Raw genomic sequence first — 13,232 nt, forward strand, 5'->3', positions numbered from 1 at the left:
GCGAGTCCTTGTGGGCTTCCGCTCCCAGGCGCCAGAATGACCCAGGCACACATTCGCTGGACGAGGGCTGAATAACGGATTTGCACCATCAGGGGGGCCGTTTTCGTATTCCCTGTGGGCTGTATGATTCTTGATAGAGAGCCTCGGCGTCTGCTCAGCCTTGGATGCTCAGATTCTCGAAGGACTGCGATGACTCGAGCTGTACGACAGATAAACGTGCCCGCTGGCGGTGCCGAAGATGCCACCTCGCGGCCCTTCTCGGAATTCGTCGAACGTACGAATATCATTCTGCTGGGCGATCCGGGCGCCGGCAAGACGCATTTATTCTATGAGGCAGCGGCGGCTGAAAAGGCGCGCTTCATTAAAGCGCGGTCCTTTCTAAATACTCCGACGCGCATGCTATGCGAGCAGGTACTGTTCATCGATGGGCTGGATGAAAAGCGTGCTGGCCGAGGCGATCGTGACACTGTAGACGCCCTGGTTAAGAAACTGTTCGAGGTCGCCCCACCAAAGCTCCGAATTTCCTGCCGGGCCGCCGACTGGCTTGGGGAAAGTGATCTTGCGGCAATGTCCCCATTTTTCGATCAGCAGGGCGGCGCTTGCGTGCTTCATCTTGAGAGCCTGTCGCGTTCCGAACAAATGAGCGTGTTGATGGCTCAAGGTCTCGGCGGCGATGACATTGAAGGCTTTCTCAATGAGGCCGCGGAACGCGGGCTCGGCGATTTTCTCGAAAACCCGCAAAATCTCATCATGTTGTGGAGCACGGTGAAGACGGGCGCATGGCCTGCAACGCGCAGGGAACTGTTCGAGCGATCGACAAGACTGATGCTTGAGGAGACCAATCCAGAGCGGGCGCGCTCAGGCGGTGGTAGCTTCTCGGTTGCGGAACTGCGCCCTGTGGCAGGCGCGGTCTGCGCAGCCCGCTTAATCAGCGACGTCGATGGCATCAGTCTGACGGATCAGGAGGGCACGCCGGATATTCCGGGCTATCGTTCACTGGATTTGTTCCCTCCAGAGAAAGTTCAGGCTGTTCTCGGTCGCCGCGTGTTCGACGCAGGGCCAGAGCTGGAAACGGTAGATTACGCGCATCGCACGACAGCGGAATTTCTAGCGGCGGATTTCCTCGCTTCCCGCATGCGCAAGGGCCTGCCCTTCGGTCGCGTGATGGCTCTGATGGGGGTGGATCGGCACCCTGCTTCGGAATTGAGAGGTTTGCACGCTTGGCTCGCAGTGTGTTTGCCCGAGCACGCGGACGAACTCATCGAAGCTGATCCTTATGGCGTGCTGACCTATGGCGACGCTGCCTCTTTGTCGCCCCGCTCCTGCGCCGTTCTTGTACGCGCGCTCGCCCGTCTTTCGCACACCAATCCGTGGTTCCGTTCGGGGAATTGGCAAGCCCAGCCGATCGGGGCCCTCGCGCGGCCGGACATGGTCCTTGAATTCCGAGCTATCCTCAATGACCCCGACTCAGGCTTCGGCATTCGCTCAGTGGTGGTCGATGCGCTTGCACTCGGGACGCCGTTGCCAGCGATCCTGCCGGACCTTGAGACGGTGCTACTGCGACAGGTCTCGCCCTATGCTGAACGGCTGGGCGCTCTGAAAGCGCTCTTGCGCCTCGGCGACGCTGGAAAGGCTGCGATCCGAAGCGCCTTTGGAAAGCTCGGTAATTCCGCGGACGATTTGCGGCTGCGCGCGGCGATCGTTCAGGCGCTCTACGACGATCCTTATGGCCCGGATCAGGTGGTCGCATTGGTCAACGACACGCTCCAAGTCCGCGACACGAACAGAGCCGGCCTGCTTTGGTCTTTGGCGGAAGCTCTCCCCGAGCAGGATTTGCCGGCGATCCTCGACGGCATCGAGCCGCGGGCGATAGACGATTCTCGCTTCAACCGCAGGATTGCGGAAGCGGGCTCATTTTACGAGCGCATCCTCGTACGCGCTTGGTCAAGTCTCGGCCAATTTGAGCCGGCCCGGGTTATGGGATGGCTGCGCAGGCGGCTCGCCTTCGAGCGCTCTGCCGGGCAAGACCTGCACGCAGCGCTGCGAGCTACGCCCGATCGGCTACACTTGCTCGCCAAGGATTTCTTCAGTCGTGTGCCGGTGGATGACAACCGCTGGCTGGCGTATAACCGTTTCCGCGAAGCCACCTTATTCGAATTGAGTCCGGCGGCGCTTCTCGCGATCGCTACCCACGCGTTTGACGCCGCTCAAATGGGAAGCGATCGTCGCTCGTTTCTTTACGAGGTTGTTCTCTCGCTTTCGATCCACATCGCCCCCGTGCACGGAACAAGAGCGTTCGACGAACTCTACCTCCGGGCCGAACATGATGAACTACTACGGCCCCTGCGCAGCGCTACGGTGGTTGTGGAGCTTCCAAGCAATTACTTTATCGGTCGATCGTCGCGAGCCCCGCGAGACCTGAACGATCGGGCGCGGCAGCAACGGGAGTTTGACCAGAACATCGATAAAATCCGCAGCGGCGCACATCTTGGCTGGCTCCAACACTTGGCTCTTATCTACTTTGGTCTTTACGCCGACTCGGAAAACAACCTTTCGCCGCGCGAGAGGATTGGAGCATGGCTCGGCGAAGGGCGTGTTGACGCCGCGCTCGAAGCGCTGGCCGCGACATTGGCGCGCAACGATCTACCCAGCTTTAACGATGTGTTGTTGCCCACCGCCGAAGATCAGCATTATGGTTGGTGGTACGCGCTCATTGCTGGCCTGAACGAGCGCTGGGCGGCAGGGCAAGGACTGGTTGGCCTTTCCGATGATTTTCTCAAGGGCATGCTCGTCTTCGATCTCGCCAATCCTGTTTGGACGCGGGAGGGAGGCAAGCAAGGTTGGGCAGTCCATCCCTGGCGCAAGGAGTTGACGGAGCGGAAACCTGAACTCGTGCGGGATGCATATTTTGCCGTCGCGCAGTTGCATCTTTCTCGCAGCGCAAATGGCGTAATTGGCTTGCGCGAGCTTCTGCACGAGCCCGCCTTTGAGCCTTACCGACCGGTGATTGTTCTCGATTTGCTAAGGCAATTCCCCAATGCCAATCCGCCTTCACTTTGCGAACTTCTAGATGCGATCAGCGCGCTGCCCGCGATATATCAAGATTTCCTGAAGCTCGCGGGCCCGGTGATTTCCGGCACGACGGCCGTCGATGAGCGACAGTACGATCTTTGGATGGTCACGGCCTATTTCATCGCGCCCGCGCAGTTCGAGAACGATGTCGAGCGCCGGGCGCGCAGCCGGCCTAACCTTGTCTTCGATTTGCGCGACCGGAGCGGTTTTGCGCATCGGGCACAGCCTCATCATGCCCTGCCCCTGCCAATGCTCGAATTCATAGCGAAGCTGACGGGATCACTCTTCCCTGAGACGCCGGCTCCTGAGAGCTGGCAGGGTGACACCAATCCCTGGGATGCATCAGATCATTTTCGGGCGCTGGTTAATATGATCTCAGCTTCGCCGAGCCCGGAGGCGACCGATGCTCTGCAGCGGCTTGAAGCCGACGCACAACTTGCCCCTTACAAGTCGCATCTCCTTTACGCATTGCACAATCAGCGGCAGCGCCGCAGAGAAAGCGAATATGATCGCCCTGATTGGCTGCGAACCATCGGGGCCCTAGCCAATCGCGCGCCCGCTACGGTCGCCGATCTTCATGCGGTGCTTCTGGTCCATTTGCGCGATCTAGCCCACCGCATCGCACGAGAAAACACTGACCTCTTTAAGAAATTTTGGAATGTCGACTCTAATGCAAAGCTGATAGACCCGCGGCCGGAGGAAGTCTGCCGGGACGATGTCGTAGATCTGCTCAGGCCGGCTTTACTGCCGCTCGGCGTCACCGTCGAACCCGAAGGACATATGGTGGCAGACAAGCGTGCGGATATCTCGGCCGCGATGCCCGGGAGGAAAATTCTCTGTGAATTGAAGCGCAATTATCATGCGGAGGTCTGGAAGGCGATTACGGGACAGCTAGAGCGCTTCTACGCGCATGATCCTGAAGCAAAAGGATTCGGCATCTACGTGGTGTTCTGGTTTGGAAAGAAACGGGCGAGGCCCATGCCCCGGCCGCCCAAACCCCTGCAGCCGCCAAAAACACCAGCTGAGATGGAAAGCACGCTTCAATTGCTGTTGCCGGACGATATGCGTAAGCGGCTTGCCGTCATCGTTATGGACGTGTCGGGGGAAATCTGACGCCTAGGCGGCCCAAGACTGTGCAGATAATCCGTCGCGGAGGCTCCGGCTCCCCGCACACCCCGCCCTTCCGTGCCTCTGACGGCAATGACTGCACTTTTGCAGAGCGGATGTTCAAATCGAACCACCGACCCCTGGGGGAGGCGGCTTGCCTCCAAGCCGGAGCGTGTTTAGTTGACGCCACCCAGGTCGGCGGCGGGGCCTGCCCGGAGCCGAGCGCGCAGGACTCACGGCCCACCGACCCGCACTCACGCAAGGAGACGTCCGCCCCGTGGCGACAATTTCCGAGTTTTTCAATCCGACGCGTTTCATGGCGCTGACGGACCGGCTGCTTCCCTGGCTTTCGGGCGCCGCGGCGCTGTTGCTCGGCGTCGGGCTTTATGCCGCCTTCTTCCTCGTTCCGCCGGATTATCAGCAGGGCGAGACGGTGCGGATCATGTATATCCACGTGCCCGCCGCCTGGCTTGGCATGTTCGCCTATATTGTGATGAGCTCCGCCTCGATCGGCGCGCTCGTCTGGCGCCATCCGCTGGCCGATGCGGCGCAGAAGACGGCGGCGCCGCTCGGCGCGCTTTTCACTTTTCTCTGCCTTGTCACGGGCTCGCTCTGGGGCAAGCCCATGTGGGGGACCTTTTGGGTCTGGGACGCGCGCCTCACCTCTTATCTCGTGCTGTTCCTGATCTATCTCGGCGTCATCGCGATCCGCCAGACGATGGACGACACGCCGCGCGGCGCGCGCGTCGCCGCGATCATGACGCTCGTCGGCCTCGTCGACATCCCCATCATCAAATTCTCGGTCGATTGGTGGAACACGCTGCATCAGCCGGCGTCGGTGTTCCGCGCCGGCGGCTCGACGATCTCGGGCTCGATGCTCTGGCCGCTGCTCGTCATGGCGGCGGGCGCCTCTTGCCTCTTCCTGGCGCTGCATTTCATGGCGCTGCGCAATGAGATCCTGCGCCGGCGACTCGCGCGTCTTACGCTGCGCGCCGTGCGCGCCGAGGAGGCGCTGACATGAACGCCGATCCGCACTGGGGCTATATCATCGCGGCTTACGCCATCGCCTTCATTGTGGTCGGCGGCGCGATCTGGCGCATCGTCGGCGAGCATCGAAGGCTCTTGGCCGAGCTCGCGCGCTTCAAGGATCAAGGAGAGGAGGGTTGAGCGCCGGGGAGGAGAAAAGCCAGCGCCCCTGGCTCCGTCTCGCGCCGCTCGGCGTCTTTCTGCTGCTCGCCGGCCTCTTCGTCGCGCGGCTCTTTTCCGGCGATCCCTCGAAGCTCCCCTCGGCGCTCATCGGCCGCCCGGCGCCGGCCTTCACGCTTCCGGCGGTCGAAGGACTGGCTGGCGTTTCGGGCTTCGGCGACGCCGATTTGCGTCAAGGCCATGTCAGCGTCATCAACGTCTTCGCCTCCTGGTGCGCGCCTTGCCGCGCCGAAGCGCCGACGCTGTTGACGCTCGCCCATGACGAGACGCTGAAGGCTGCGGGCGTCAAGCTCTATGGCCTTTCTTACAAGGACGATGCGGCGAATGCGGTTCGCTTCCTGACGCAGGAGGGTAATCCCTTCGACGCCGTCGGCGCGGATTCTCTCGGCCGCACGGCGATCGACTTCGGCGTCTATGGCGTGCCGGAGACCTTCGTCGTCAGAGGCGACGGGGTCGTCGCCTATAAATTCGTGGGACCTTTGTCGCCCTATGCGCTGGAGAAGACGCTGATCCCCGAGATCGAGAAGGCGCTGAAGGCGTCGGCGGCGCCGCCCTCTTGAGGCAAGCTTTCAACGCTGCGTGAGGAAAAGTCCGATCGTCAGCGCCGTGCCGATCACGGCGATCGCCAAGCGTAGCACTCTCTCATTGAGCCGGTGCAGAAGCCCCACGCCGAAAAGGCCGCCGAGCGTCGCGCCGGCCGCGGTCGCGAGCGCCTGCGGCCAGCGCAAATCCGGAGAGAAGAGAAAGATCAGCACGGCGGAAGCGTTCATGACGCCAGCGAGCACGTTCTTCGTCGCGCTCGCCGTCCGGGCGTTCTCGCCGGCGAGCGTCAGCGCCGCCATCATCAGAAAGCCGATGCCGCCGCCGAAATAGCCGCCATAGACGGAGATCGCGAATTGGGCGATCCCGGCGGCGATGGGCCCGATATGCCCCGAAGTCTTCGTCGCCTTGCGAAAAAAGCTGCCCCACACGAAGACGCCCGTGGCGAAAAGCACGAGCCAGGGAATGAGCCGCGCGAAGAAGGTCGCGGGCGTGAGCAACAGGATCGCCGCGCCGAGCGCGCCGCCTAGAATGCTGATCGCAAACAGCGTCGGCAGAGAGAGGCCGGAGACGCCGGCGGCGCGTGAGCGCCCCGCCCAACCCGTCGCGATCTGCCCGGGAAACAGCGCGACGCAGGAGGTGATGTTGGCCGCGAGCGCGTCCAGCCCCGAAAACATCAGCGTCGGCAGGATCAGGAAGGAGCCGCCGCCCGCGAGCGCATTCTGCGCGCCGCCCCAGACCGCGACGAGGAAGATCAGAAAAAAGGTCATGGCCGCCTATTCCCGCGCGCGGGCGTCTTGGCGCCGCTTGCGTGCGGCGACGGCGAGTCCGCGCGCGAACGTGCCGACGAACGCCTCAAGCTCCGCCTCTAGCATAACGCCGGCGCTGTCGCCGAGCTTGTCCTCGAGTCCGAGCGAGACGATCCCGTGCACGGCCGAAAACAGCGTGCGCGCGGTCCGCCTCACATCCTCCGGGGCGTGGTCCGGCAAAAGCTCCGATAGCGGCGATTCGAGCAGGGCGAAGAGCCGGTCGCGCTCGGTCACAAACCAGTCGGGCAGGGAGCTGCCAGGCGGCAGGCGAAAGCCGAACAGCGCCCGCCACGAGGGCTCCTCGCGGCGCGCAAAGGCGAGATAGGCGAGCGCCAGGACCTCCAGCGCGTCGCCGTCGCCCTCCTGCGCAAGCGCCGCCTCCAAGCGCGTGAGCGTGCGCGCGTTAACGCGCAGGATCAGCTCGTCGAGATCGGCGAAGACCGTGTAGATCGCCCCGAGAGCGCATCCCGCCGCCTGCGCGACCTCGCGCGCCTTCAGTCCCGCGAGCCCCTTGTCGGCGATAAGGGTTTGGGCAGCGCCCAAAATCTTCTCGCGGAGGTGATCCCGGCGAGAAACGTCCGTTTTCTCAGTAGGCTTCGACAAAGCCTTTCCCCTTCGGCATTCTCTGAACAGTGTCCAGAACAAGCTTGAACATTGTTCACACTTGCGCTAGCCTGTGATGATGAACGTTGTTCATAGCAGGAGGGAACGGATGTTCAAGACCGATGAGCCCGCGTGCGGCCTCTTCGACGAGGAGCGAGTGGAGCAAAGCGCAACGGCGCCTAGCCCGCCGACGGCCGCTCGTCATAGAAGCACTTCGTCGGCATCCGCCGGTCGAAAGCCTCCCTTGATGGACGCCGCCATGTCCCAGTCCCTGCTGTCCGCGCGCCGCTTCGCGCCGCTCTTCTGGTGCCAGTTCTTCGCCGCTCTAAACGACAATCTCTTGAAAAACGCGCTGGCCTTTTTCGTGCTGTTCAAGATTGGCGGCGAAGCGGGGGCGTCGCTCGTCACATTGGCGACCGCGACGCTCATGGCGCCCTATTTTCTGTTGTCGGCGCTCGGCGGCGAGCTCGCCGACAAGTTTGACAAGGCCGTCGTCATGCGCCGGCTGAAGCTCGCTGAAATCGGCGCCGCGGGCATAGCGGTCGCCGGCTTTTACGCGGGCTCCACAGCGCTGTTGTTCTTCGCGCTCTTCCTCTTCGGCGCGCTCGGCGCGTTGTTCGGCCCCGCCAAATACGGAATTCTGCCCGATTGCCTGCGGCGCGAGGAATTGCCGAAGGGCAATGCGCTCGTCGAAGCCGCGACCTTCATTGCGATCCTCGTTGGCACGATCCTCGGCGGTCTCGCCATGGAGGAAGGCCGCGATCCGGCCTATCTCGCGCTCGGCATGATCGGCTTTGCGATCCTCTCCTACGCGAGCGCCTGGTTCATCCCTTCGACGCCGCGCGCCGACAGCGCGCTTGCGATCGACGCCAATATCGCGCGTTCGACCTTCGCCTTCGTCGCCGAGCTGCACCGCGAGCCGATGCTTTGGCGTCTTGGCCTCGTCACCAGCATCTTCTGGCTATTGGGCGCCGTGGCGACGTCGCTCCTGCCGACCCTCGTCGCCCAGACAATGCATGGCGGAGAGATCGTCGTGACGGCGCATCTTGTCGTCTTCGCGGTCGCGATCGCGCTCGGCTCGGGCCTCGCCGCCTATCTCTCGCATGGCCAGATCATGTTGCTGCCCTCGGTCCTGGGCGCTGCCGGCGCGGCCCTCGCCGCGGGCGATCTTTCCCTCATGCTCGCCTTTCACGACGCGTCGTCGCCTGGCGCGCTGCTCGCGCTCGATCCCTATTTTGCCCAGCCGGGCGCTTGGCGCGCGCTGATCGATCTCGGTGTGATGTCGATTTCGGGCGGGATGATCGTCGTGCCCGCCTTTGCCGCGTTGCAGGCGCTTTCCGATCCCGCGAGACGCGCGCGCATTCTTGCGGCGGTCAATGTGCTCAACGCCGCCGCGATGGTCGGCGGCGGACTGCTCGTCGCGGCTTTGCAACAAGCCGGCGCCCCGATCTGGACGCTCTTTGGCGGCGTCGCGGTCTTCGCCGCCGTCTCGGCCATCTGGATCAATAAGGCCGTCGTCGAAAATCCGCTGCGCGACCTGTTGTCGATCTTTTTCCGCTCGTTCTATCGGCTCGAGGTCAAAGGCCTCGAAAATCTCGATCGCGCCGGCCCCAATCCGATCGTCGCGCTCAATCATGTGAGCTTCCTCGATGCGGCGCTCGCGCTGTCGATCATGCCGCGCGCGCCGATCTTCGCCATCGACCGCACCATCGCCACGGCTTGGTGGGTCAAGCCATTCTTGAGATTCGCGCATGTCGTGCCGCTCGATCCGACGAAGCCGCTCGGCGCCCGCACGCTCGTCAACGCCGTCAAGAGCGGCGAGCCACTGGTTATTTTTCCCGAGGGTCGCCTCACCGTGACCGGCAGCCTGATGAAGGTTTACGACGGCGCCGGCCTCATCGCCGACAGGTCAAACGCGCTGGTGCTGCCGGTGCGCATCGAAGGCCCCGAGGCGACGATCTTCTCGCGCGTCCCGAAGACCAAGGAGCCGCGGCGTCTCTTTCCGAAGTTCAAGCTGACCGTGCTCGAGCCCGTGCGTCTCTCGGTCGATGAAAGCCTCAAGGGCAGGAAGCGTCGCGCGGCAGCGGGCCTCGCGCTCTATCACGTCATGTCCGATCTCTTATTTCTCACGACCGACGTCAATCGCACGATTTTCCAGGCGGCGGTCGCGGCTTTGCGCCATCACGGCGCCTCGCGCATCGCGCTCGAGGATCCCGTTTCGGGCAAGCTCAGCTATCGCAAGCTGCTCACCGCGGCGCGCGCGCTCGGAGAAAAATTCGCGGCGCTGACCGAGCCCGGCGAAACGGTCGGCCTCATGGTCCCCAACGCCAATGGCGGCTGCGTCGCGCTGCTCGCGCTTTCCTCCGCGGGCCGCGTGCCGGCCATGGTGAACTTCACGGCTGGCCACGCCAATATCCTCGCCGGCTTGAAAGGAGCCGGCGCGAAGCGGATTGCGACCTCGCGCGCCTTCATTGAAGCGGCGCGGCTCGAGAAGCTTGTTTTGGCGCTCGGCGAGGAGATCGAGCTCATCTATCTCGAGGATTTGCGCGACAGCGTGACGCCTCTCGACAAATTGCGCGCTCTGCTTCTGCATCGTCGCGCGCTGGCGCCCCACGATCCCGACCGCATGGCCGCGGTGCTCTTCACCTCAGGCTCGGAAGGCGCGCCGAAAGGCGTTGCGCTCTCACACCGCAACATGCTGTCCAACATCGCGCAGGCCGCCGCGCGCATCGACTTCAGCCGCGAGGACAAGGTCTTCAACGTGCTGCCGATCTTCCACTGCTTCGGGTTGACGGTGGGCTTCGTGCTGCCGCTCGTTTCCGGCGTGCCCATCTACCTCTATCCGTCGCCGCTGCATTATCGAATCGTGCCGGAGCTCGTTTACAGCTCCAACGCCACCGTCCTCTTCGGCACGGACACGTTTCTCGCCGGCTATGCACGCACCGCCAACGCCTATGATTTTCGCTCGATCCGCTATGTCGTCGCCGGCGCGGAGCCGGTGAAGGAGGCCACGCGCGACACCTGGAGCGAGAAGTTCGGCGTGCGCATCTTGGAGGGCTATGGCGTGACGGAAACCGCGCCGGTTCTGGCGCTCAACACGCCGATGCACAATAAGTTCGGCACGGTAGGCCGCTTGCTGCCGGGGATCGAGCCCAAGCTCGAGCCCGTCGCCGGAGTCGAAGGTGCGGGGCGGCTCTTTGTGCGCGGTCCCAATGTGATGCTCGGTTATCTGAGGTCCGAGAACCCAGGCGTGCTCGAGCCGCCGACAGAGGGCTGGCACGACACGGGCGACATCGTCGCCATCGATGCGGAAGGCTTCGTGTCGATCAAGGGCCGCGCCAAGCGCTTCGCCAAGATCGGCGGCGAAATGATCTCGCTCGCCCGCATCGAGGCGCTGGCCGCCGAGCTCTGGCCCGATGAGCTTTCCGCCGCAGCGAGCGAGCCTGACCCGCGCAAAACTGAGCGGATCGTGCTCGCTACGGAGCGTCAGGACGCGTCTCGCTCGGCTTTCCAGGCTTTCGCGAAGACGAAGGGCGCCTCGGAGCTGATGATTCCGGCCGAGATCATTGTCGTTGAGGCGCTGCCGCTTCTCGGTTCGGGCAAGATTGATTTCGCCGGGGTCACGAAGATGATTCGGGGCCGGGCGACGCCATCGACGGAAGGATGAGAGAGGCCGGGCGTCGTCTCCGATCACGCTGCCTGGGGCTGCGCTCTAATTCAAAGGCTTGGAGCGAATTCCGATCGCCAAAGCTGTCGAGCTTCGCGCAGTTCGCTCGGGTCTGCAGCGCGCGCTGGGCCGCATCGGCCGAACGCCTGGTCTCAGAGCGGGGCCGACAACCGCGCAGAATAGAGTAGGGCTTAGGCTTGGCCCTTGGCGGCGAGCTTCGGCGCGGCTTCCACGAGCAGCTTACGGAAGGCCCTCCACAACGGAAGGATCCGATCGTCCGCAGCAAGGTGGCGGCACAGCGCTCCGTGGCTGTCGCCGTCAAGAGCGACGTGAAGGACCAGGAAATGTCGGAAAGCCCCGAGCGAAGGCTCTTCCCAGTCGAGCGCCCGCAATATCGCGCCGAAGACCCGCGGTAGCCCGCCGTCTTCGTAGCTCGACAGCGAGATCGCCCGGACGAAGGGCTTCAACCCGCGCACTTCGTCGAGATAGGCCCGGCCGAGACTCTCTAGGCGCGTCCGCTCGGCCGCCGCCAGACTCGACATGGCGACCGCGCGGCGCATGAATTCGTCATGGTTCATCTTCTCGCCTTCCCCGGCGACGCCCGGGTAAGGCGAGAGGTTGTCCGTGTCGCATTCCCCTTGCCGGAGCTCCAGGAGCCCAGGATCCGTGGGATAAAGGCCGCAGGCGATGTCGACGGCTTCGACGAACTGCACCGAGAAGTAGTAATAGGCGGCGCACACCGCCATGAGCTCCTCTCGGTTCAATGCCGACCAGTTTAGCCGCTCAATGTCATCGATGACCTCTTTATAGCAACTACGGTAGGAAGTCGCCGCGTTGGTCTCGTGAAGATTGACTGAGTGGTTTTCGTCCAGCATGGCCGGCCCTCCAGAGAGTGATACGCTTGTTCTTTTGCTTTGATGTTGAACTCTAAGATTCATAGCCGACGTGGCGATTGAACGGGGCCGTTAGAGCATGTCCTTTTCGATCGTATGGAACACACACGAGCAAAAAGGACATGCTCTAGATCGCGCTACGCTCAGGGGAGCCGCCTGAGTACAGCAACGTGATCGAATATAAAAACGTAGAGCGCGCTTTATACGAAAACCGGTTCACGGTTTTTGTATTGCGCGCTCGCTAAGGCAGCTAATATTCTATCTCAATATGCTTTTTCGTCATATACGCACAGAAATGCCGTCTTCAATATGATCTCTAGGTCGAGCCACAAGCTTCCATCATTAATATAGCGAAGATCGAGCTCCACCCGTTTCCGGAGCTTTTCGATGGTGTCCAGCTCTCCGCGGAAGCCATTGATCTGAGCCAGGCCCGTCATTCCCGGCTTGGTGTAATGTCGGGCGGCGTAATAATCGACGATCTCTTCGAGGTTCTGCCCGTCGATCTTCGTAGATAAAGCATGGGGACGAGGACCCACAATAGACATTGTCCCCTCGAGGACGTTGAACAATTGCGGCAGCTCGTCGATGCTCGTTCTCCGAATAAAACGGCCTATCCGGGTGACACGGGGGTCGTCCCGCCGGGTCTGAGCCGCTCCGCGCCAGTCCGACAACTCATGATACATGGAGCGAAACTTCCAGACTTCGAAAGTCCGGCCGCCAAGCCCTGTGCGGGTTTGCCGGAAGAAGATCGGTCCAGGGGTTTCGATTTGAATGGCCAGAGCAACCAGCGCCATCAAGGGCGCCAGCAAAACGAGCGCCACAGTGGCGATGACGATATCCTCGACGCGCTTTAGCCGACCAAAGCCGATTCCAACATGTGAAGCGATAACCTGATTATTCGTAGCCATAAGGCTAAGCTCCTTCTGGGCGTGACCCCTAGGCGCAGCCCTATCGACGGTTCGAGGCTCTCGGCGACCAATCCCTGCGCAGCGCGCAAAACGCCGCGCCGGCGAGAAAGATCGGCTGGCTCAGTTCCTGAGCCGGGAGAAAGTTTCGAACATGGGCTTTACAGGCCCTCGACCGAACGACTGTGCGGTGCAGCACATCGCAAAACCGGCGCCGGATTCAACACAGCAATATTCAATGACTTATGGTCGAGTATCAGCTTGGCGTCGTCGATTTGTGCAAATTGCGAAGCAGTTTGCTCGCCGAAATGCGTTTACTGATTCGCCGCGTCCGCAATCTAGGCCTTTTTAGGACGGCGTCACCTTAATTCGGCCCCAGTTTATACCGCAGATGTTTGCATTTGTCCCCTCTTATTTTTGTGAAACATCA

Annotated in this window: 9 protein-coding genes; 5 read left to right on the forward strand and 4 right to left on the reverse strand. The window is 62.3% G+C overall.

Translation table 11 applies throughout. The features are described from left to right. Positions 1 to 216: 216 nt before the first annotated feature. The 4 genes from eruA to QMG80_RS09755 all read left to right on the forward strand — a co-directional run bounded on the left by eruA (position 217) and on the right by QMG80_RS09755 (position 5,945). Positions 217 to 4,185 (forward strand): NACHT domain-containing antiphage protein EruA, encoded by a 3,969-nt coding sequence (gene eruA / locus QMG80_RS09740; RefSeq protein ID WP_245299965.1) that lies wholly within the window; start codon positions 217 to 219, stop codon positions 4,183 to 4,185. 280 nt (positions 4,186 to 4,465) lie between these two features. After that, complete coding sequence (locus QMG80_RS09745; RefSeq protein WP_432806979.1) at positions 4,466 to 5,200, forward strand: heme ABC transporter permease; 735 nt, start codon at positions 4,466 to 4,468, stop codon at positions 5,198 to 5,200. Then, positions 5,197 to 5,346, forward strand: coding sequence for a heme exporter protein CcmD (gene ccmD, locus QMG80_RS09750; protein ID WP_085772636.1), 150 nt, complete (start codon positions 5,197 to 5,199; stop codon positions 5,344 to 5,346). Before QMG80_RS09745 ends, ccmD begins: the two co-directional genes overlap by 4 nt. After that, on the forward strand, positions 5,343 to 5,945 hold the full coding sequence (locus tag QMG80_RS09755; RefSeq protein ID WP_085772637.1) for a DsbE family thiol:disulfide interchange protein: 603 nt from the start codon (positions 5,343 to 5,345) through the stop codon (positions 5,943 to 5,945). The genes ccmD and QMG80_RS09755 overlap by 4 nt, the downstream gene beginning before the upstream one ends. Before the next feature lie 9 nt (positions 5,946 to 5,954). Here the strand turns inward: QMG80_RS09755 and QMG80_RS09760 are convergent, their stop codons facing one another. Beyond that, positions 5,955 to 6,695, reverse strand: coding sequence for a sulfite exporter TauE/SafE family protein (locus tag QMG80_RS09760; RefSeq protein WP_085772638.1), 741 nt, complete (start codon positions 6,693 to 6,695; stop codon positions 5,955 to 5,957). A 6-nt stretch (positions 6,696 to 6,701) separates the two neighbouring features. Then, a complete protein-coding gene (locus QMG80_RS09765) occupies positions 6,702 to 7,337 on the reverse strand; it encodes a TetR/AcrR family transcriptional regulator (RefSeq protein WP_085772639.1) in 636 nt (211 codons plus the stop codon). Positions 7,338 to 7,596: 259 nt separating this feature from the next. On the opposite strand from QMG80_RS09765, the gene QMG80_RS09770 reads away from it, so the two are divergent. Continuing rightward, on the forward strand, positions 7,597 to 11,004 hold the full coding sequence (locus tag QMG80_RS09770) for an acyl-[ACP]--phospholipid O-acyltransferase (RefSeq protein ID WP_085773794.1): 3,408 nt from the start codon (positions 7,597 to 7,599) through the stop codon (positions 11,002 to 11,004). Positions 11,005 to 11,195: 191 nt separating this feature from the next. Here the strand turns inward: QMG80_RS09770 and QMG80_RS09775 are convergent, their stop codons facing one another. Continuing rightward, a complete protein-coding gene (locus QMG80_RS09775) occupies positions 11,196 to 11,879 on the reverse strand; it encodes a hypothetical protein (RefSeq protein ID WP_085772640.1) in 684 nt (227 codons plus the stop codon). Positions 11,880 to 12,160: 281 nt separating this feature from the next. Beyond that, positions 12,161 to 12,805, reverse strand: a complete 645-nt coding sequence (locus QMG80_RS09780) for an exopolysaccharide biosynthesis polyprenyl glycosylphosphotransferase (RefSeq protein ID WP_085772641.1) — start codon at positions 12,803 to 12,805, stop codon at positions 12,161 to 12,163. Positions 12,806 to 13,232: the final 427 nt, after the last annotated feature.

The organism is Methylocystis bryophila, assembly GCF_027925445.1.
Taxonomy (GTDB): Bacteria; Pseudomonadota; Alphaproteobacteria; order Rhizobiales; family Beijerinckiaceae; genus Methylocystis; species Methylocystis bryophila.

Bases quoted from the DNA above. Each gene is read 5' to 3' on its own strand.
- ccmD (WP_085772636.1), top strand. From the start codon at position 5,197: ATGAACGCCGATCCGCACTGGGGCTATATCATCGCGGCTTACGCCATC.
- QMG80_RS09760 (WP_085772638.1), bottom strand. From the start codon at position 6,695: ATGACCTTTTTTCTGATCTTCCTCGTCGCGGTCTGGGGCGGCGCGCAG.
- QMG80_RS09770 (WP_085773794.1), top strand. From the start codon at position 7,597: ATGTCCCAGTCCCTGCTGTCCGCGCGCCGCTTCGCGCCGCTCTTCTGG.
- QMG80_RS09775 (WP_085772640.1), bottom strand. From the start codon at position 11,879: ATGCTGGACGAAAACCACTCAGTCAATCTTCACGAGACCAACGCGGCG.
- QMG80_RS09780 (WP_085772641.1), bottom strand. From the start codon at position 12,805: ATGGCTACGAATAATCAGGTTATCGCTTCACATGTTGGAATCGGCTTT.